Here is a 20,107-nt window from a genome sequence, read left to right on the forward strand (position 1 = left end):
GGCCCCGGCATTGTGCCATACCGCAATGGGCATCAGTCGATGCGCCCCTCTTCCACGGCGTGACAGGCCACCTGGCCCCCATCATCGGTGGCGATCAGGCTCGGGATCTCACGCCGGCAGCGGTCGTTGACGTGGGGGCAGCGCCCATGGAAGACGCAGCCTGAGGGCAGATCGACCGGCGTGGGCACCTCGCCTTCCAGGCGAATATGCTGGGGTCGGTCGTCCTCGAGACGCGGGATGGCCGACATCAAGGCCTGCGTATAGGGGTGTCGCGGTCGGGCGAAGAGCGTCGCCGTCGGTGCTATCTCACAGACCCGCCCGAGATACATCACCGCCACCCGGGTACCGAAGTGCTCGACCACCGCCAGGTCATGGGTGATGAACAGGTAGGTCAGATTGCGCTGCTGCTGGGCCTCCATCAGCAGGTTCAGCACCTGAGCCTGGATCGACACATCCAGCGCCGAGATCGGCTCGTCGGCAACGATGAACTCCGGGTCCACCGCCAGGGCACGGGCGATGGCAATGCGCTGACGCTGCCCGCCCGAGAACTCGTGGCCATAGCGCCCGCCCCAGTCAGCCGCGATGCCCACCGAAGCCATCACGTCGGCGACCTGCTGCTTGATGCGCTGAGGTGTCCAGTCCGGATGGTGAAGGCGAATCGGCTCCTCCAGGGTCTGCTGGATGGTCATCCGCGGATTGAGGGAGGCATAGGGATTCTGGAAGATCATCTGCATGCGACGGCGGTAGGGCATCAACGCCTTGTGGGAAAGATCGTCGATGCGCTGGCCGTCATAGTGCACCTCACCGGCACTGGGATGGAGCAGGCCCATGACGGTACGTGCCACCGTGGACTTGCCGCAGCCGGATTCACCGACCACGCAGAGCGCCTCGCCGCGCTGGATATCCAGGTCAACGCCGTTGATGGCATGCACATGTTTCTGTTCTCTAACGATCCTGCCACGCTTGAACTTCAACTGCTCGAGGAAATCCCCGGAGAGCGAAAAGCGCTTCACCACGCCGCGGATTTCCAGCAGCGGGGCCGCCGCGTCGGAGACCTGGGCAGGGGCTTGGGTCTTGGCTTGGGTGGTCGCATTCATCAGCGAATCTCCTCGGCCGGGATGCGTTCACGCTCGAGCATCTCGGCCACCATGTGGCAGGCGACCCGGCAGTTGCCGGAGGTCACGAAGCCGGGAACCTCATCGATACAGGCGCGCCGGGTCGTGCCGTCGGCGCGGTCGATGAAGCCGCAGCGCGGATGGAAGGCGCAGCCTGTCGGCAGGTTGTCCAGCGAGGGCATGCTGCCGGGGATCTGGTTCAGTCGACTGCCCGGGGTGGCCATCTGGGGCAGGGCGTTGATCAACCCCTGGGTATAGGGATGCTGAGGATCGTTGATGATTTCCCGGGTCGGACCCTGCTCGATCACCCGACCGGCGTACATCACCAGCATGCGCTGGGTGACCTGGCTGACCACGCCCAGATCGTGGGTGATCAGGATCAGGCCGACGTTGTGCTGCTCGCAGAGCTCCAGCAGCAAGGCCATGATCTCGGCCTGGATGGTCACATCCAGCGCGGTGGTGGGCTCGTCGGCGATGATGATGTCGGGGTCGAGCAGCAGGGCAATGGCAATGATCACCCGCTGGCGCATGCCCCCGGAGAGCTCGTGGGGGTACTGGTCGAGGCGTGCCGAAGGCGAGGGGATCTGCACATGCTCGAGCTTGCGCAAGGCGATCGCCCTGGCTTCCCGGCTCGAGATCCGCCGGTGGGCCTTCAGGCATTCGACCATCTGCTCGCCGATGGAGAGCACCGGGTTCAGGGTCATCATCGGATCCTGGAAGATCATCGACATGCGGTGACCGCGCACGTGACGCAGCGCCCGGTCGCTCATCTGGGTCAGGTCTTGGCCGTCGAAATGGATGCTGCCACCGGCGATATAGCCCGGCTTGGCGATCAGGTTGAGCAGGCTGAAGGCCGCCACCGACTTGCCGGCGCCGGACTCGCCCACGATGCCCAGGCGTTCGCCGCGCTCCAGGCTGAAACTGACATCGCGCAATGCCTGAACATCGCCGCGGCGAAGGGCGAAGCGCACATCGAGATGGTTGACGTCGAGGAGTGGCATGGATCAGCCCTTGTAGAGTCGCGGATTGAGGACGTCGCGTAGCCAGTCACCCAGCAGGTTGATCACCAGCACCAGCACTACCAGCACCAGGCCGGGGATCAGCGTGATCCACCAGGAGCCCGACTGCAGGTAGTCGAAACCGGACTTGATCAGCGAGCCCAGCGACGGCTGCGTCTCGGGCATGCCCAGGCCCAGAAAGGAGAGGGCAGCTTCGGCGATGATGGCATTGGCCACCTGGACCGTGGAGATGACGAAGATCGGCGAGAGGGTATTGGGCAGAATATGGCGGAACATGATCCGCCGGCTGGTGAAGCCCATCACCCGCGCCGCATCAACGTACTCCTTGTGGCGCTCGGCCAGCACCGAGGCGCGCACGGTACGCGCGTACTGGGGCCATTCGGCCAGGCCGATGATCAATACCAGCAGCGGCACCGCGTAGGCGCTGAAGGTGGCGCCACCGAAGATCGCCTTGACCAGGGCACCCACCACGATGGCCACCATCAGGGTGGAGAATGACAGCTGGATATCGGCCAGGCGCATCAGGAAGGCATCCACGCGCCCTCCCAGATAGCCGGCGAGCAGCCCGAAGCTGACCCCCAGTATTGCCTGGAGGGCCACCGCACCGAAGCCGATGATCAGTGACACTCGGGCGCCATAGAGGATCGTGGAGAGCATGTCACGGCCCTGAGCGTCGGTGCCTACCGGGTAGGCCGGGTCGCTGCCCTCGATCCAGAAGGGCGGCAGCTCGGAGGACATGATGTCGATTTGCGCCAGGTCATAGGGATTCATGGGCGCCAGCCACGGGGCCAGAACGGCCACGGCGACCAGGGCAATGAAGACCACAAGACTCAGCTGGGCAACGAGGTCACGCTTGAAACTGTAGAGCAGGTAGGAGCTGCGAAAGCGCGACCAGCGGCTTGCTACCTGGGGTGTCGTGGTGGTTGTCATGCGGGTTTCCCTGTCAGCTTGACGGTGGGATTGACCAGGCCATAGATGAGGTCGACCAGCGTATTGGTGATCACGAAGATCAGTCCCACGATCATCAGGTAGGTGATGATCAGCGGCACGTCGGAGCGCTGGATGGCGTTGAGGAACATCAGTCCCATGCCCGGCCACTGGAAGACCGTCTCGGTGAGGATGGTGTAGGCCACCAGGGTACCGATCTGCACCCCGCCCATGGTGATCACCGGGAGCATGGTGTTCTTCAGGGCATGCAGGAAGTAGATGCGGCGCAGCGAGATCCCCTTGGCGCGAGCGAATTTCACGTACTCCGACTGCAGGACCTCGAGCATCTCGGCGCGGATCAGGCGGATGAACAGTGGCAGCATGATCGAGGCCAGGGAGACCGTGGGCAGCACCAGGTAGGTGAGGCCCTCGAGTGAGGCGAAATTGGTGGCCCAGGTACCGAAGACGGGCACTGGATCACCACGCCCGTAGGCCGGCATGCCGCCCTCGGTGGTGATCAGGTCGTTGAGCCACGCCCCCCAGCCGGTATCGGCGGGGAAGGGGGACCAGCTCACTCCGATGGCAAACAGCTGGATCAGCATGATGGCGGTGAGAAAGACCGGGATGGAGATGCCGATGATCGACACTCCCATGAAGAAGCGCGATAGCCAGGCGCGGGGCCTGATGGCGCTGTAGACGCCGATCGGCACCGAGAGCAGAACGATCAGCAGGGTGGTGGAAAATACCAGTTCCAGCGTTGCCGGGAGGTGGCGCAGGATCACCTCGGTGGTCGGCTGATTGAAGATGTAGGAGTAGCCGAAATCCAGCTGCAGGGCATTACCCGCAAAGCGCAGATACTGGATCAGGAAAGGGTCGTTGAGACCCAGCTGCTCGCGCAGAATCTCGCGTTCGCTCTCCGGAACCGACTGGCCGACCATCTGCTGGATGGGGTCGCCCAGGTTGTCCTGGATAGCGAAGGCAATGACGCTGATGATGAACATCACCAGCAGGGCATGAAAGAGGCGCTTGATCAGGAAGGCGATCATGGCTTGCGTCCGGTGTGCAACACGCGACGACGCCCTCGTTGGCCGAGCGCGTCGCAGGGGTCAGGGTTTGGGATGGCCGGCCCACGCGGGGCCGGCGCGGGGAGGTTTACTCTTCCTCGATGACCAGGTCCCCGAGATAGGGGAAGTTCATCACGTTGAGGATCGGCTCGATATTGACGTTATCCGCCGAGGCCCAGGCCAGGTCCTGCCAGTGCAGGGGCACGACGGCAGCTTCCTCATACAGGGTCTGCTCGACCTGCTGCAGCATCTGGGCCCGCTTCTCGAGATCGACTTCCAGGTTGGCCTCGGCCACCAGCTTGTCGAGCTCGGGGTTGCAGTAGTTACCGGCGTTGTACTGGCCGGCGCCGGTATCGGCATCCGGGCAGGCCGTCAGATACTCGTGGAAGTTGGCGCTATCCTCGGTGTCGGAATGCCAGCCGATCATCATCATGTCCGCTGCGCGGTCATCGTACTCGCCCCAGTACTGGGCCTTGGGCAGGGTCTTGAGGTCTACCGTGACGTTGATGCGCGCCAGCATGGCGGCCACCGCCTGAGCGATCTTGGCATCGTTCACGTAGCGGTTGTTGGGCGCCATCATGGAGATCTCGAAGCCGTCTCCATGGCCGGCATCCGCCATCAGCTGCTGGGCCTTTTCGAGGTCATGGCGCAGCTCGAGGTCTGCCACATGGCCGGCGTAGCCTTGCGGGGAGAACTGCGCCGCCGGGGTGGCAAAGCCCTTCATCAGGCGGTCGGCGATGGCCTCCTGATTGACGGCATAGGCGAAGGCCTGGCGCACACGGGGATCCTGGAAGGCGTCGACGCGCTCCTGGTTCATGTGGAAGAAGATGATCCGCGTGCCGGACATGGTAACCAGCTGGACATCCTCGTCCTCGCGTACCCGGTCCAGGTCGTTGGGCGGCACCGGGGCGATGAAGTCCACATCGCCGGAGAGCAGGGCGGCCACGCGGGTGGCGTTCTCGCTGATCGGCGTGTGCACGATACGGTCCACGTTGCCCGGCGATTGCTCGTCCCAGTAGCCGTCGAAGCGCTCGAATTCCATGCGGTTGCCCTTCTGGTGCTCGACCACCGTGAAGGGGCCGGTACCGGAGAGGTTGGCCGAGGCGAAGGAATTACCGTTCTTGACGATCTCGTCCTTGGGGTCACCATCCTCGGCGGTGCCGCTGTAGAACGTGCTGTCCATGGGGAAGATATAGGTGGCGAGGTTGAGCAGCAGCGGGTACGGGTCGGTGGTCTTGAACTCCACCGTGGTCTCGTCGACTGCCGTGACGCTCTCGATGGGCTCGAAGATCGCCTTGAAGTCCGGGCTGCGCTTGAGGCGCTCGACGGTCCACACGACGTCCTCGGCGCTGAACGCATTGCCGCTGTGGAATTCCACATCGTCGCGCAGCGTCATGCGCATGGTGGTGTCGTCGACCTGTTCCCAGGCGGTGGCCAGGCGCGGTTCGAAGGAGAGGTCCTTGTTCCAGCGCACCAGAGGGTCATGCGTCATGTGGGAGAGCTGCAGGATGCCGCCGGAGAGCTGCTCATGAATGTCCAGCGATACCGGGTCGGCATCATAGGCCATGCGCAGGGTTGTCTCGGCGCTGGCGACGGTGGGCAGCACAGCGGTGGTCATGGCGGCGCCGATCACGCTCGCCAGCAGGGTCTTCTTGAGAGTCATGTGTCGTTCCATGCCGGTTGACTTGTTGTTGGTGCGAGACCATGAAGGTCCAGGTAACAACATAGTGAGACCGGGCACGAAGGCACAATCGAAATTGTGACAGCGTTCATGCGCATGGTGAATGAACCCCAGGGTGAGTGGCCTGACTCAGTCCCCGGTGGGCGCGACGCGATCAATACGATAGAGGGTGGCGACCTGGTCGAGGCCATGGACGCTGCAGTCGAGATCGGAAACCCGGCCGTCACTCAGACCATAGACCCAGCCATGGACAGAGAGTGACTGGCCGCGCTGCCAGGCGCGCTGGATGATCTTGGTCCGGCAGAGATTATTGACCTGGGCTTCGACGTTGAGCTCGCACATGCGGTCGACCTGCTCATCGAGCGGGAGCGCTTCCAGGGCATCACGGTGGAGACTGTACAGCTCGCGGACAGAATGCAGCCAGTAGTCCACCATGCCGCACTCGCCGCCGACGACGGCCGCCCGCACGCCGCCGCAGCCATAGTGACCGACCACCATGATGTGACGGACATTCAGCACGTCCACGGCGAACTGGACCACCGACAGGGCATTCATGTCGTTGTGGTGGAGCAGGTTGGCAACATTGCGATGGACGAAGACCTCGCCCGGCGGCAGGTCGATGATCTGGTTGGCCGGTACCCGGGAGTCGGAGCAGCCGATCCAGAGGTACTCGGGGCTCTGCTGGCGGGCCAGGCGTGCGAAGTAGTCCGGATCGTCGCGGCACATCTTCTCGGCCCAGCTGCGGTTATTGGCCAGCAGTGTCTCGATCTCGCGCTTCATGCAAATCCTCCGGAAAATTCGACAGGGGTATGAGGCTGTGGCCCCTTTTAACCCTGCCTGCCGGGGCGGTCAACTGCTCTCCCGGGGCGTCGTCTCGGCTGGTATGATCCACCTCGAGATTCCCAGGCGGGCCGAGCGCGGCTCGCCCCATCGACAGGAGATTTGCGTGTCAGACTTCGACTATGACCTGTTCGTTATCGGGGCAGGTTCCGGTGGCGTACGTGCCGCCCGTACCGCCGCCAGCACCGGCGCGCGGGTCGCCGTGGCGGAGGAGCGCTACCTGGGTGGGACCTGCGTCAACGTGGGCTGCGTGCCCAAGAAACTCTATTCCTATGCGGCGCATTTCCACGAGGCCTTCGAGGATGCCGGCGGCTTTGGCTGGCACCTGCCCGAGGCCCCGCGCTTCGAATGGACCACGTTGCGCGACAACAAGATAAGCGAGATCAAGCGGCTCAACGACATCTATGGACGACTGCTGGATACGTCCGGGGTGCGCCTGATCAACGGCCGTGCCCTGGTGGAGGACGCACACCATGTCGCGGTCAACGGCGAGACGATCAGCGCCGAGAAGATCCTGGTCGCAGTGGGGGGATGGCCCTGGGTGCCCGATTTCCCGGGCAAGGAGCATGTGGTCGATTCCAATCGGGTATTTGATCTCGCGACCTTTCCCGAGCGTTTCCTGGTGCTTGGCGGCGGCTATATCGCCGTGGAGTTCGCCAGCATCTTCAATGGCCTGGGCAGCGATGCCCACCTGGTCTACCGCGGTGATCTGTTCCTGCGCGGCTTCGACCAGCAGGTGCGGGAGTTCACCCGCGACGAGATGGCCAAGAAGGGTGTCCAGCTGCACTTCAACACCAACATCGCTTCGATAGAGAAGGTCGAGGGTGGCTTGCGGGTGAGCCTTACCAATGGCGAACATCTGGAAGTGGATACAGTTCTATCCGCCACTGGCCGCCGACCTCACCTCGAGGGCCTGGGCCTGGATCGTCTCGACATCGCGCTTACCGATAGCGGTCACCTGCATGTCAACGAGCGCTTCGAGACCTCCACGCCCTCGATCCTTGCCCTGGGTGATGTGACCGGCGGGCCCGAACTGACCCCGGTGGCACTCGCCGAGGCCATGCAGCTGGTCAGGTACCATTTCGACGAGGCCGAGCCGGTGCCCCTGGACTATCGCAACATCCCCACGGCAGTGTTCTGTCATCCCAATATCGGCACCGTGGGGCTTTCCGAGGAGCAGGCCCGTGAAACCTGTGGCGAGATCCGCATCTATGTCGCCGACTTCCGACCCATGAAGCACACGTTGTCCGGCAGCAGCGAGCGCTGCTTGATGAAGCTGATCGTCGACGACGCGAGTGATGTGGTGGTGGGGGCCCATATGGTGGGTGAAGAGGCCGGCGAGGTGATCCAGGGCATTGCCGTGGCCGTGCGTGCAGGGCTTACCAAGGCCGACTTCGATGCCACCGTGGGCATCCATCCCACCGGCGCCGAAGAATTCGTCACCATGCGCGTGCCAACCCGGTCCTGACGTTCTCGCCGCAGCGGGTCAGTCACGGGGTTGGCCCGCTGCATTTTGTTATCCCGACGTTATCGCCGTGGGCTATGCTCGAAAGGAAGCGGCACGACTGGCGGAAACGGACGGCGTAACATAATTTTCCATTATGGATGGGCGATGCCAGGATAATCATGGTTTTGAATTGCCGGTATGCCGCTGGTATGATTGCTCCTGAATTCGCTACAGCGAACCATGATAATGAACACGACCACCGAGCCCTTTACACCCTCCGCCGAACTTGCCCGTCCTACTGTCGCTGATGCCGTGGTGGGTCATGACGCCTATCCGCTGTTCATCCGCAAGCCCAATCCCGATGACGGTTGGGGGATCTACGAACTGGTCAAGTCCTGCCCTCCGCTGGACGTCAATTCCGCCTATGCCTATCTGCTGCTGGCGACCCAGTTCCGCGACAGCTGTGCCGTGGCCACCAATGAGGAGGGCGAGATCGTCGGCTTCGTCTCTGGCTACGTGAAGAGCAATGCCCCCGATACCTATTTCCTGTGGCAGGTGGCGGTCGGCGAGAAGGCACGCGGCACGGGCCTGGCACGGCGCCTGGCAGAAGCCGTGATGACCCGTCCGGAAATGGCCGAGGTCCACCACCTCGAGACCACCATCACTCCCGATAACCAGGCGTCGTGGGGCCTGTTCCGGCGGCTTGCCGAACGCTGGCAGGCGCCCCTCAACAGTCGCGAGTATTTTTCCACCGACCAGCTCGGTGGCGAGCACGATCCGGAAAATCTCGTACGCATCGGTCCCTTCCAGGCCGATCGTATCTGAGCGCTGCTCTTCCTTGGACCTACCTTATTCAGGTGGCAGGTTTCCCCTCACCCCTTCAGTCGCGCTCTCGCCGCGTCTCGAATCTATTCTATTCTATTGCTAACAGGAGGTCGCACATGCAGACCCAGATCCTCGAACGCATGGAGTCCGAAGTCCGGACCTATTCCCGCTCCTTTCCGGTCGTGTTCACCAAGGCCCGGAATGCCCGTCTGACCGACGAGGACGGTCGCCAGTACATCGATTTCCTGGCCGGTGCCGGCACCCTGAACTATGGCCACAACAACCCGAAGATCAAGCAGGCGCTGCTCGACTACCTGGCCGAAGACAACATCATTCACGGCCTGGATTTCTGGACGGCCGCCAAGCGCGACTACCTCGACGCCCTCGATGAGGTGATCCTCAAACCGCGCGGCCTGGACTACAAGGTCCAGTTCCCGGGACCGACCGGCACCAACGCCGTCGAGGCGGCCATTCGTCTGGCTCGCAATGCCAAGGGCCGTCACAATATTGTGACCTTCACCAACGGTTTCCATGGCGTGACCATGGGGGCACTGGCGACTACCGGTAACCGCAAGTTCCGCGAGGCCACCGGCGGGGTGCCGACGGTCGGCGGCAGCTTCCTGCCCTTTGACGGCTACCTGGGCGACGGTGCCGACACCCTGGACTACTTCGAGAAGCTGCTTGGCGACAAGTCCGGCGGCCTGGACATCCCGGCCGGTGTGATCGTCGAGACCGTGCAGGGCGAGGGCGGCATCAATGTCGCCGGCCTCGATTGGCTAAAACGCCTCGAGAGCATCTGTCGCGCCCACGACATCCTGCTGATCGTCGACGACATCCAGGCCGGCTGCGGCCGCACCGGCAAGTTCTTCAGCTTCGAACACGCCGACGTCGTTCCCGATATCGTCACCAACTCCAAGTCGCTCTCCGGCCTGGGCTTGCCGTTTTCCCAGGTGCTGATGCGCCCCGAACTCGATATCTGGAAACCGGGCCAGTATAACGGCACTTTCCGCGGTTTCGCGCTGGCCTTCACTACCGCGGCCGCCGCGCTGCGCCACTACTGGAGTGATGATGCACTGGCCCAGGATGTGGCGCGCAAGGGAGAGATAGTGGCCAAGCGCTTCCAGACGATTGCCGGCGTCATTAAGGAGTTAGGTATCGAGGCCTCAGAGCGCGGCCGTGGCTTGATGCGCGGCATCGATGTAGGTAGCGGCGATATCGCCGACAAGATTACCCACAAGGCCTTCGAGAACGGGCTGATCATCGAGACTAGCGGCCAGGACGGCGAGGTGGTCAAATGCCTATGTCCGCTGACCATCACTGACGAAGAGCTGAACGAGGGCCTCGATATTCTCGAGACCAGCACCAGGCAGGCGCTTAGCTGATAGTCTAAGGATGTCGCCCTTGGGTGGCACAGTCATCGACCGGCCGGCAGGAAGCGGCCGCTTTGTTACTGACACTAATGGAGATCAATCATGATCGTTCGCAATCTCGATGATGCACGCAAGACCGACCGTCTGGTGAAGGCCGAGAACGGCAACTGGGACAGCACGCGTCTGTCACTTGCCGATGACGGCGGCGACTGCTCCTTTCATATCACTCGCATCTACGAGGGTACCGAGACCCACATCCACTACAAGCATCACTTCGAAGCCGTGTTCTGCATGGAAGGGGAAGGCGAAGTCGAGACACTGGCCGACGGCAAGATCTGGCCGATCAAGCCGGGCGACATCTACATTCTCGACCAGCATGACGAGCACCTTCTGCGTGCTAGCAAGACCATGCATCTGGCCTGCGTTTTCACGCCTGGCCTGACCGGCCATGAGGTGCATCGCGAAGACGGCTCCTATGCGCCGGCCGAGGCCGACGACAAGAAGCCGCTCTGATCAATCGCCGGTCGAGACAATCCTCCGACGCCCCCGGCTCCTGCGAGTCGAGGGCGTTATAGTCAGCGCGTCTGGTCGAAAATGATGGTGATCTCGGCCAGGGTGACCCCAAATTTCTTCATCGCCGTGCGGTTGATCAACCGCCCGTCGGGCTGCAGGTACATCCAGTCGTCCAGGGTGAAGGTGATTTCGCGGCCCGAGACCTCGACGGGCAGCCGGTAGCGCATGGTAAAGGCGTGGCCAGCCTGGCGTGCCTCAACCGGACCCTCCACATCATTGGCGTTGCCGATCCAGCGATCCTCGCCCTGACGCTCGAAGGTCCAGATGCGGCGATCGGTCTCGCCGTCGTCATAGGTGAAGCGTTCGTCCAGGGTCAGGGTGTTGCCCTCGAGTCGTCCATCGATCTCCACGGTGAAGCGGCGCTGCACCTCGCCGCTGTAATCCTGCACCATTCCCCAGGCACGGGTCGAACCATCGAAGTATTCGCCGATGTCGAGGCGCGGGGTGGTGCCCGCATAGCGGTCGATAGCGACACTACCGCAGCCGGCCAGCAGGCCGAGGAAGAGCATCAGCAAGGCCAGGCGAGGGAGCCATTTCCTGTACATGTACATTTCCTTTAAAGGTTTTGTATAGAAAATGCTAGCGGATTCACCATGCCGACGCCATCCCGAGGTGTAGCGTGTTGATGAGGAGATGCATAGGGCGGGCATCAGGGGACTGAAATGGCACACTACTTATGGTTCGTATAATGTATATTATGTTAAATCATGGCCATAGGTAAATCTGCCGAGGCCGGCTATAATCATGCTGTCGCGCCCCGTCGACGTTGGACAAGGCTGTCGGCGACTCCTTATCATCACGCATCGTCCTGATGTTCGAGCCCTGTTCATGCGCCATTGCCTGCCGTCCGCCGGCACTCTGCTTCTTGTCACCCTGCTGTTGAGCGGCTGCACCCTGCTGCCCGACCGCGATCCTGCGCCGCCGCCCGTCACCAGCTCGGAGTTTCAGGTACGCATCGACCGGCTGGAAGGCGCCGTCACCGACAGCTGCGCGGCCGGCCAGCAGGCCCGGCTCGACCAGCAGCTGCACCGCCAGCAGGCCCTGTCGGCCGATGTGCGTGAGGTCGGCAGCCTGCTGCGGCAGCTCAGGGGCGACCTGGCGCAGCTCCGCCGCCCCGACGACCAGCCCGATGCGACCCGCGAGTGCAGCGACAGCCAGGCGCAGCTGGACAACAAGGAGGTCCTGGGGCGCAGCGAGTGGATCGGCCTGCCCGGTGTCGGTACCTACCTCAAGGCGCGCATCGACTCCGGTGCCACCACCTCGTCGCTGTCGGCCACCGAGATCACCCGCTTCGAGCGCGACGGCGAGAACTGGGTGCGCTTCAAGCTCGGGCTCAACGAGGACGACAGCGTGGTCGACAGCGTGCGCGACGAGTGGATCGAGGTGCCGGTGGAGCGCCGCGTGCGCATCATCCAGGCCTCGGGCGAGGATTCGCGCCCGGTGATCAGCCTGCTGATGATCCTGGGGCCGCTGCGCGAGGCGGTGCAGTTCACCCTCAATGACCGTTCTCACCTGGACTATCCGGTCCTGCTGGGTCGCCGTTTCCTGATGGACATCGCCGTCATCGATGTCGCCGAGCAGTACCTCCATGACCGTCCCGAGTACCCGGGCGGGCGTCCGGCAGAGGAAGCCGCCGACGACGAGGCCGCTGAACGTGATGAAGAAGCGGATGAGTGACGCTCGTCACCTCGCCTGACTCAAGCTCCCTCAAGGAAGACCCATGTCACGACTGCCCTTCTACCTGATCGTCGCCTTCCTGCTGGTGGCCGGCGTCGCCCTGAGCATCCACCGGCACGTGCAGTTCGAGGTCCCCTGGACGCCCGGCGAGCAGCGTCAGGTCTGGGAGGTTGAGGCCCAGGTCAACTTCACCGCCGATGGCGGGCCGGTCAAGGTCAACATGGCGCTGCCCTCGAGCCAGCAGGGGTATCGCATCCTGACGGAACACACCGCCTCGCCCGCCTACGGGCTGGCTTTTCTCGAGGAGAACGGCGTTCGCCGCGCGGAGTGGTCCACGCGCGAGGCGATGGGCGATCAGCAGCTCTATTACAACGTCCAGGCACTGGTCGCCCCGGAGTCGCGCAATCCGCAGATCGAATCCCCTCCCCTGCGCCGCGACATCGTCTGGGAGTCGCCCTATGACACCGCGGCCAGTCAGGTGATCGAGCGGGCCTGGTCACGCAGCGCCGACCCCGTCACCTTCGCCCGCGAGCTGATCACCGACTTCACCGAGGAGCGCCAGGGCGAGAATGCCCGCCTGCTGCTGACCCAGTTCGATCGTACCCCGCTGCTGGTGCGCCTGCTCAACCAGGCCGGCGTGCCGGCCCGCGAGGTCAGCGGCCTGCTCCTGGAGCACGGCCGCCGGCGCCAGAGCCTGACGTCCTGGATCCAGGTCTTCGATGACCAGGAGTGGGTGCTGTTCGACCCCCGCACCGGGACCCGCGGTCGGCCGGACAACATGCTGCTCTGGGAGTCCGCCGGGCAGGCGGTGCTCGAGGTCCAGGGCGGCAGCAACTCGCGCATCAACTTCTCGATGCTCTCCCGCAACCAGTCGGCGGCGGCGGCGATGCGCAGCCAGCTGGCCGACGATACCCTGATCAACTTCTCCATCCACAGCTTGCCACTGGAGGACCAGGCGTTGTTCCAGACCATCCTGCTGATCCCCATCGGCGCCCTGATGGTGGTGATCCTGCGGGTGCTGGTTGGCATCAAGACCTCGGGTACCTTCATGCCCGTGCTGATCGCCCTGGCCTTCATCCAGACCACGCTGATCACCGGGTTGGTCGGCTTCCTGCTGGTGGTCGCCGTGGGCCTGGTGATCCGCAACTACCTCTCCTACCTGAACCTGCTGCTGGTGGCGCGAGTGACGGCGGTGATCATCACGGTCATCGCCATCATCTCGGTCTTCTCGGTGCTTTCCTACCGCTTCGGGCTCAATGCGGGCCTGACCATCACCTTCTTCCCGATGATCATCCTCTCCTGGACCATCGAGCGGATGTCGATCCTCTGGGAGGAGGAAGGCCCCAAGCAGGTCCTGATTCAAGGGGGCGGAAGCCTGCTCACTGCGGTGCTGGCCTATCTGGCGATGAACAACCCCTGGATCCGCCACATCACCTTCAACTTCCTCGGGGTCCAGCTGATCCTGATGGCGCTGATCCTGCTGCTTGGCAATTACACGGGATATCGTCTGCTCGAATTGCGCCGCTTCAAGCCGGTCACGGAGGACTGACCCCATGTGGACAACCCCCGCCCGCCTGCGTGCCAAGGGCATCATCGGCATGAACCGGCGCAACATCCGCTACATTGGCCGCTACAACAGCCGACGACTCTATCCCCTGGTGGACGACAAGCTCCAGACCAAGTTGCTGGCCCAGAAGTACGGCATCACTACGCCGGCGCTGATCGGCACCGTGACCACCCAGTTCGGCGTCAAGCATATCGGTACCATGCTGAGCGGTCACCACGGCTTCGTGATCAAGCCGGCCAAGGGCAGCGGTGGCAAGGGCATCCTGGTCATCGAGCGGGTCGAAGGCGGTCGTTTCATCAAGCCCAGCGGCGCCCAGCTGACCCTCGGCGACGTGGAGCGCCATGTCTCCAATATCCTCTCCGGACTCTACTCCCTGGGGGGCTCACCGGACGTGGCCCTGATCGAGGCGCTGATCAACTTCGACGAGTCCTTCTCCGAGTACACCTATGAGGGGGTACCGGACATTCGGGTCATCGTCTTCCAGGGCTATCCGGTAATGGCGATGATGCGCCTCTCTACCGCCGCCTCCGACGGCAAGGCCAACCTGCACCAGGGGGCCGTGGGAGTGGGCATCGATATCGACAGCGGCTGCGCGATCCGGGGGGTGCAATTCGACCGCAGGCGCCACGACCATCCGGATACCGGCCATGAGCTCGCCAGCCTGCAGATCAGCGACTGGGGCTCGCTGCTGAGGCTGGCCGCCGGCTGCTTCGAGATGACCGGGCTCGGGTATCTCGGTACCGACATGGTCCTTGACCGGGATCACGGTCCCATGCTGCTAGAGCTCAACGCCCGCCCGGGGCTGGCGATCCAGATGGCCAACGGCGAGGGGCTGCGCTCCCGGCTCGACCTGATCGAACGCCAGCCCGAGGGCGTCGCGCCCGAGGAAAGGGTCGCCTTTGCCCAGCATCATTTCGCCCGCTCCAGCGAGCTGCGCGAGACGGCCTGACAGCGCCCGCGGCTGGCCCCTCGCCGGCCCGGCGCGTAGAATGGCGCTTCCTCCCAGCCATCGCCCCGGGTGCCATGACCGATCCCCGCGACATGATTCGACAGGCCGAGCGGCAGTGCCAGCAGCGCGGTGCGCGCTTCACGCCGATTCGTCGACGGGTGCTGGAGATGATCGCTGACGCCCCCGGCAGCCTGAAGGCCTACGACCTGCTCGACCGCCTGGCCGCGGAGCACGCCGCGGCACGGCCTCCTACCGTCTATCGTGCCCTGGAGTTTCTCATCGACCAGGGGCTGGTGCACCGCATCGAGTCTCTCAACGCCTATGTGGCCTGCCCCTGTCCCGAGCATGCACACGGCTTCCAGCTGCTGATCTGTCGCCTCTGTGGCCGAGTCGAGGAGCTGCACCTGGACGAGATCAATGACCACCTGGCACGACACGCCAGGGGGCTGGGTTTCGAGGTCCAGCGGCAGACCATCGAGTTGCTGGGCCAGTGTGACACCTGCCGACAGGCCTCCGAGGCCCCTGCCGTTTCCGCGGAGTTTCCATGAGCGATCCCTTCAAGAGCCTCGAACGCGCTCCCGGCGACAGCCGCTTCCCCCTGGCCGGGATCCTCGACGCCATTCGCTTCAACGCCGACGGCCTGATCCCGGCCATCGCCCAGCAGCATGACAGCGGCGAGGTGCTGATGATGGCCTGGATGAACCGCAAGGCCCTGGAAGAGACCCTGCGGACCGGCCGGGTCTGCTACTGGTCGCGCTCACGGGGCCAGCTGTGGCGCAAGGGCGAAAGCTCCGGCCAGCAACAGGATCTCAAGAGCGCGGCGCTGGACTGCGACGGTGACACCCTGCTGCTGCAGGTGGACCAGACGGGGCCCGCCTGCCACAGCGGCCGGCGCAGCTGTTTCTACGTGGCGCTGGAGGGCGACGAGGCGCGCATTGCCAGCGACCCGCTGATCGACCCCGATACGCTCTACGGCAAGGGCTGAGGCGTGTCCTGCCTGGCTGCGGGGATCCATAGGCTATTTCGCCTGCTAAGCGGGGCCCTCGGCTGGCTGATGATCGCCGCGGTAAGGCTCTATCAGCTCACGCTCAGCCCGCTGCTGGGGCCGCGCTGCCGCTACTGGCCAAGCTGCTCGAACTATACCCTGGAGGCGCTGCAGGTACATGGCCCGTTCAAGGGCGGTATTCTGGCAGTGCGGCGAATTTCCCGTTGCCACCCGGGCTGCGAAGGGGGCATCGACCCGGTCCCGGATGGACCCAGCGAGCGGCTTTGCCGGGAAGACCCGGAACTGGACGAGCAGTTCCGGTGCCGGACGGACGACCTGCCGCCGGACAACCGCTGATCAGGCGGCCGCTTCCCCCTCGGCCACGCGGTAGATCCGCTCCAGCATGGCGTTGAGGCCGTTGCTTCGGGTCGGTGACAGGTGCTTATCGAGCCCCAGGTCCTTCATGAAGTGTGGGCTGGTGGCACGGATGTCCGCTGGATGGCGGTCGTTATAGATGCGCATCAGCACGGCGATCAGCCCGGAGACGATGGCAGCATCGGAGACTGCATCGAAGTGCAGGGTCTCGCCATCACGGCGATGATGCATCCAGACATTGGACTGGCAGCCCTGAATCTTCAGCTCTTCGACTTTCCATTCCTCGGGAAAGGCCGGCAGCTGCTTGCCCATGTCGATGATGTACTGGTAGCGATCCATCCAGTTGTCGAACATCTCGAATTCGTCGAGAAGCTCCTGCTGAGCCTGTTCGGCGGTGGTCTCGGCGCTCATGATCTCTCCTGGCATTGTCTGTCGGTATTATAACGGTTCGCGGCTGCCATCTCGATGCTCGACGTGGGTTGGCGCCTCCCCCGTGACCCCGAGCCCGTGCTGTGCCTGCTGGCGATGCCACTCCTCGTCTTCCGAGTGCAGGTAGCGCGCCGTGGTGTCGAGTCGCGAATGGCGCGCCGTGGCGGCCAGATAGCGCAATTCCACCCCGGCCTGCGCCTGATGGGTCAGGGCCGTATGCCGCAGCCAGTGCGGTGTCGCCTGCCGCAGGCGTCCCACTTCGGCCTGCGCCGCCTCGCCTGCCTCCCCCTCGAGCGCCTCGGCCGCTTCCTTGAAGCCATCGCGGACCAGCCGATAGAGGCGGTTGTCACCCAACCCGCGCCGGCCGTCCAGCGACCGCAGCAGGGGGGAGGCGTCATCCGGCGACAGTTCCGCCGCCAGGCCCAGCGTACTGCGCCACTCTCCGAGCAGCGCCATCATGTCAGGCGGTACCGGGATGCGCGCCACCTTGTCGCCCTTCCCCACCACGTGCCACCACCAGCGCCCCTCGCGGCGCTGGAAGTCGTTCATGCGCGCCGCGCTCATCTCGCTGATCCGCGGGGCCAGCAAGTAGGCGAAGCCGAAGACCAGGCGCCGCCGGGTCAGCTCGTAACGGTGTCGAAACGAGGCGCCCTCCTCCGCCGGTCGGCTCAGCCAACGCCAGAGCCAGTCCCAGAGGGGGCGCTCCAGGTAGCGCTCGACCCCGCCCTGGCGGTTATCCAGGCGGCGGCGCTTGTCGCGCATCAGCCGGAAGGGGTTATGGCGGACCCAGCCCGCCTCCACCAGCCAGTCGAACATGCCCTGCAGGATCACCAGGCTCTGCCGGCGGCTGACGGGCGACAGCGGACCGCGAAACGGCCGCCAGCGCGGATCATGGCGCGGGCGCACTGGCCCGATCCAGCGCTCGGCGGGGGTCGGGTCGGCCAGGAAAGCCTCGAAGGCGTCCAGGTCCTCCCGACGCAGCGCATCGAGCCCCCTGCCCTGCTCATCCAACCACAGCAGCAGTCGCTGCGCCTCGCGATGGTAGGCGCGCCGGGTCCGGGGAGAGGCCCGGTACTCCGCAAGCCACTGTGTCACGGCCTCGGCGTCCGTACGGGCGGCGATATGCAGGCCTTGCCGTTGCCCCGTCTCTTCGGGCAATCGCTCAAGTGCCGTCGATGCCACACCCAGCACCTCACCGGGCGCAGCCGGTCTCACTCTACTGTCCATATCCCTCCTTACTCCATGCTGGGCAAGTATCAGGCCTTCCTGGCATAAAAATCAAGATAAGCCGCGTAATCTTGATTTTCTATCGAGTTTCATAAATACAATTACATTGTACGTAGTACGTAATTACCTTCAATATCGAGACGCCAGGGGATACAATCCCCTGATCGCCCAGAAAACAGCCGGCAGACAACCACGAGGAGATGGTCATGGCGCGCAGCGGCGTGCGTTACGAGGATGTTCAGCGGGCCATCGATGCCCTGCTGGAGAAGGGAGAGGCGCCCAGCGTGCACAAGGTGCGCGAGGTGCTCGGGACCGGCAGCTTCACGACCATCAGCGAGCACCTGAGGGAGTGGCGGACACGGCGTGAGCAGAATCGCGACCTCCCCCCGCCCCGGGGCATGCCGGAGGCCCTGCAGGAACTCGCGGAGTCGCTGTGGGAGAAGGCCCAGGCATCCGCCAACGAGGCCCTTGCCCACTATCGAGTGGAGGCAGAGAGTCGCGTGGAGACGGCTCGGGAGGAAGCCGGCGAGGCGTCGCGTCGGGTCGAGGACGCCGAACAGCGTGAGTCGGCGCTGGCGGCCCACCTGGCACGCACCGAGCAGCGCCTGGAGGAGCGGAGCGGCGAACTGGCGCGTCGAGAAGCTGAACGCGATGCGCTGGCGGAACGGGAGTCGAAGCTCGCTACCCGACAGACACGACTCGAGTCGCAGTTGGCGAGCCTGCAGCAGGAACACGAGCGCCAGGCACGTGAACAGCAACAGGCTCTGACCGAGCAGGCCGCGCGCCATCAGGAACGCCTGGCCCGGGAGGAAAAGCGTCACGAGAGCAGCGAATCGCGCCTGATGGGGCTGCTCGACGAGGCGCGTCAGGAACGACAGACCGCTGAGAAGCGCCATGCTCAGAGGCTGCAGCAGCTCGAGACGAGACTGGAGCGGGCCCAGCAGCTCGTGCAGGAAGCGCGCGGCGCCCTGGCCGAGGAGGAGAAGCGCCACCGCGAGACCGAATGGGCGCGACACCAGGCCGAGGAGCGCAGCCGGACGCTGCAGCATGAGCAGGTTCTGATGCAGGCGCGTATCGACGAGCAGAAGCAGCTGCTGGAGGAGCAGGTGCGCCGCCTGCGTGACCTGGAGACACAGCTTCATCGCTGCCTCTGGCAGGCGCCGGTAGCTGACCGGACTCACGACGAGGTGCCCGAAGACGATGAAGGCCCCGCCGTGGCGGAGCCTTCAGATTCCCGGGAGTGATCGACTCACCACTCACTATTTAGCGCTCACGCCTTACCGATAATAGGCGTTGGTGGTGTCCGTATGGTCGGTCACGTCGCGAATGCCAGCGAGCTCCGGGATGCGCTCCAGCAGGGTTCTTTCCACGCCGTCCTTGAGGGTGAGATCCACCGCGGCACAGCCCTGGCAGCCACCGCCGAACGCCAGGACGGCTACCTGGTCCTCGGTCAGCTCAACCAGCTTGATCTCGCCGCCGTGGGACGCCAGGCCCGGATTGATCTCGCTGTAGAGGATATAGTTGACGCGATCCTCGAGCGGGCTGTCGGCATTGACCTTGGGCATCTTGGCGTTGGGCGCCTTGATGGTCAGCTGCCCGCCCATGCGATCGGCGTTGAAATCGACCACGGCCTCCTCGAGAAAGGGCAAGCTGTTCTTGTCCAGGTAGACGCGGAGCTTCTCGAGTTCCAGCAGCTCGTCGCTGGGCTCTTCCTCGCCGGGCCGGCAGTAGGCCAGGCAGGTCTCGGCATAGGGAGTACCCGGCTGGGTGATGAAGATGCGGACCGCGATGCCCTCGACGTTCTGCTTCTCGAGCAGTTCGGCAAGGTAGTCCTGGGCGCTGTCGGTGATCTGGATGCTGTCGCTCATGGTGCTCTCGCTATCGCGACATGCCGCGGCGGGGCGTCGCGACATGTACAGAAAGTGTGATGCCCTCAATGGTAAGCGACCTGTGCGGCCGACACAATCCCGACTGAATTGCTGGGTTTTATCCAGCCCCCTGCCGGGGCGCCCTGGCTTTTGCTAGGATGATAGCCGT

21 protein-coding genes are annotated in these 20,107 nt (G+C 64.1%); 11 read left to right on the forward strand and 10 right to left on the reverse strand.

Going from position 1 to position 20,107, the window contains the following annotated elements:
- Positions 1 to 32: 32 nt before the first annotated feature.
- The 6 genes from HALO32_RS17130 to can all read right to left on the reverse strand — a co-directional run bounded on the left by HALO32_RS17130 (position 33) and on the right by can (position 6,586).
- Positions 33 to 1,097: an ABC transporter ATP-binding protein gene (locus tag HALO32_RS17130; protein ID WP_151445103.1), complete on the reverse strand. Its 1,065-nt coding sequence runs from the start codon at positions 1,095 to 1,097 to the stop codon at positions 33 to 35.
- Entirely contained in the window at positions 1,097 to 2,116 is a 1,020-nt protein-coding gene (locus HALO32_RS17135) for an ABC transporter ATP-binding protein (protein ID WP_151445104.1), read from the reverse strand. Before HALO32_RS17135 ends, HALO32_RS17130 begins: the two co-directional genes overlap by 1 nt.
- 3 nt (positions 2,117 to 2,119) lie before the next feature.
- On the reverse strand, positions 2,120 to 3,064 hold the full coding sequence (locus HALO32_RS17140) for an ABC transporter permease (protein ID WP_151445105.1): 945 nt from the start codon (positions 3,062 to 3,064) through the stop codon (positions 2,120 to 2,122).
- On the reverse strand, positions 3,061 to 4,107 hold the full coding sequence (locus tag HALO32_RS17145) for an ABC transporter permease (protein WP_151445106.1): 1,047 nt from the start codon (positions 4,105 to 4,107) through the stop codon (positions 3,061 to 3,063). Before HALO32_RS17145 ends, HALO32_RS17140 begins: the two co-directional genes overlap by 4 nt.
- Before the next feature lie 106 nt (positions 4,108 to 4,213).
- Entirely contained in the window at positions 4,214 to 5,788 is a 1,575-nt protein-coding gene (locus tag HALO32_RS17150; RefSeq protein ID WP_151445107.1) for an ABC transporter substrate-binding protein, read from the reverse strand.
- 147 nt (positions 5,789 to 5,935) lie between these two features.
- Positions 5,936 to 6,586: a carbonate dehydratase gene (can, locus tag HALO32_RS17155; protein WP_151445108.1), complete on the reverse strand. Its 651-nt coding sequence runs from the start codon at positions 6,584 to 6,586 to the stop codon at positions 5,936 to 5,938.
- Positions 6,587 to 6,752: 166 nt separating this feature from the next.
- On the opposite strand from can, the gene gorA reads away from it, so the two are divergent.
- The 4 genes from gorA to HALO32_RS17175 all read left to right on the forward strand — a co-directional run bounded on the left by gorA (position 6,753) and on the right by HALO32_RS17175 (position 10,801).
- The gene (gene gorA, locus HALO32_RS17160) at positions 6,753 to 8,114 is read left to right on the forward strand and encodes a glutathione-disulfide reductase (protein ID WP_225810124.1); all 1,362 of its coding nucleotides are present in this window, start codon (positions 6,753 to 6,755) and stop codon (positions 8,112 to 8,114) included.
- A gap of 225 nt (positions 8,115 to 8,339) precedes the next feature.
- Positions 8,340 to 8,918, forward strand: a complete 579-nt coding sequence (gene ectA, locus HALO32_RS17165; protein ID WP_151445109.1) for a diaminobutyrate acetyltransferase — start codon at positions 8,340 to 8,342, stop codon at positions 8,916 to 8,918.
- A 116-nt stretch (positions 8,919 to 9,034) separates the two neighbouring features.
- On the forward strand, positions 9,035 to 10,300 hold the full coding sequence (gene ectB, locus HALO32_RS17170; protein WP_151445110.1) for a diaminobutyrate--2-oxoglutarate transaminase: 1,266 nt from the start codon (positions 9,035 to 9,037) through the stop codon (positions 10,298 to 10,300).
- 90 nt (positions 10,301 to 10,390) lie between these two features.
- Complete coding sequence (locus tag HALO32_RS17175; protein WP_151445111.1) at positions 10,391 to 10,801, forward strand: ectoine synthase; 411 nt, start codon at positions 10,391 to 10,393, stop codon at positions 10,799 to 10,801.
- A gap of 62 nt (positions 10,802 to 10,863) precedes the next feature.
- On the opposite strand, the gene HALO32_RS17180 is transcribed toward HALO32_RS17175, so the two are convergent.
- On the reverse strand, positions 10,864 to 11,406 hold the full coding sequence (locus HALO32_RS17180; RefSeq protein WP_151445112.1) for a DUF3833 domain-containing protein: 543 nt from the start codon (positions 11,404 to 11,406) through the stop codon (positions 10,864 to 10,866).
- A 283-nt stretch (positions 11,407 to 11,689) separates the two neighbouring features.
- Here HALO32_RS17180 and HALO32_RS17185 point away from each other — a divergent pair, with 283 nt between their 5' ends.
- The 6 genes from HALO32_RS17185 (at position 11,690) to yidD (ending at position 16,396) form a co-directional block, all read left to right on the forward strand.
- Complete coding sequence (locus tag HALO32_RS17185; protein WP_151445113.1) at positions 11,690 to 12,538, forward strand: ATP-dependent zinc protease family protein; 849 nt, start codon at positions 11,690 to 11,692, stop codon at positions 12,536 to 12,538.
- A 43-nt stretch (positions 12,539 to 12,581) separates the two neighbouring features.
- Positions 12,582 to 14,087 (forward strand): UUP1 family membrane protein, encoded by a 1,506-nt coding sequence (locus HALO32_RS17190; RefSeq protein ID WP_151445114.1) that lies wholly within the window; start codon positions 12,582 to 12,584, stop codon positions 14,085 to 14,087.
- A gap of 4 nt (positions 14,088 to 14,091) precedes the next feature.
- Positions 14,092 to 15,054, forward strand: a complete 963-nt coding sequence (locus HALO32_RS17195) for an alpha-L-glutamate ligase-like protein (RefSeq protein WP_151445115.1) — start codon at positions 14,092 to 14,094, stop codon at positions 15,052 to 15,054.
- 74 nt (positions 15,055 to 15,128) lie between these two features.
- Complete coding sequence (locus HALO32_RS17200) at positions 15,129 to 15,602, forward strand: transcriptional repressor (protein WP_151445116.1); 474 nt, start codon at positions 15,129 to 15,131, stop codon at positions 15,600 to 15,602.
- Complete coding sequence (gene hisI / locus HALO32_RS17205) at positions 15,599 to 16,039, forward strand: phosphoribosyl-AMP cyclohydrolase (RefSeq protein ID WP_151445117.1); 441 nt, start codon at positions 15,599 to 15,601, stop codon at positions 16,037 to 16,039. Before HALO32_RS17200 ends, hisI begins: the two co-directional genes overlap by 4 nt.
- Before the next feature lie 69 nt (positions 16,040 to 16,108).
- Positions 16,109 to 16,396, forward strand: a complete 288-nt coding sequence (yidD, locus tag HALO32_RS17210; RefSeq protein WP_151445174.1) for a membrane protein insertion efficiency factor YidD — start codon at positions 16,109 to 16,111, stop codon at positions 16,394 to 16,396.
- Here yidD and HALO32_RS17215 read toward each other — a convergent pair whose 3' ends face one another.
- Positions 16,397 to 16,825 carry a SufE family protein gene (locus HALO32_RS17215; RefSeq protein WP_151445118.1) on the reverse strand — a complete coding sequence of 143 codons (429 nt, stop codon included), beginning with the start codon at positions 16,823 to 16,825 and terminating at the stop codon, positions 16,397 to 16,399.
- 27 nt (positions 16,826 to 16,852) lie between these two features.
- Positions 16,853 to 18,058 carry a tyrosine-type recombinase/integrase gene (locus HALO32_RS17220; protein ID WP_407646895.1) on the reverse strand — a complete coding sequence of 402 codons (1,206 nt, stop codon included), beginning with the start codon at positions 18,056 to 18,058 and terminating at the stop codon, positions 16,853 to 16,855.
- A 218-nt stretch (positions 18,059 to 18,276) separates the two neighbouring features.
- Here HALO32_RS17220 and HALO32_RS17225 point away from each other — a divergent pair, with 218 nt between their 5' ends.
- Entirely contained in the window at positions 18,277 to 19,314 is a 1,038-nt protein-coding gene (locus HALO32_RS17225) for a DNA-binding protein (protein WP_192576543.1), read from the forward strand.
- A gap of 33 nt (positions 19,315 to 19,347) precedes the next feature.
- Here the strand turns inward: HALO32_RS17225 and nfuA are convergent, their stop codons facing one another.
- Positions 19,348 to 19,938, reverse strand: coding sequence for a Fe-S biogenesis protein NfuA (gene nfuA, locus HALO32_RS17230; RefSeq protein ID WP_151445121.1), 591 nt, complete (start codon positions 19,936 to 19,938; stop codon positions 19,348 to 19,350).
- Positions 19,939 to 20,107 lie beyond the last annotated feature (169 nt).

It is taken from the genome of Halomonas lysinitropha (assembly GCF_902500215.1).
Classification (GTDB): domain Bacteria; phylum Pseudomonadota; class Gammaproteobacteria; order Pseudomonadales; family Halomonadaceae; genus Halomonas; species Halomonas lysinitropha.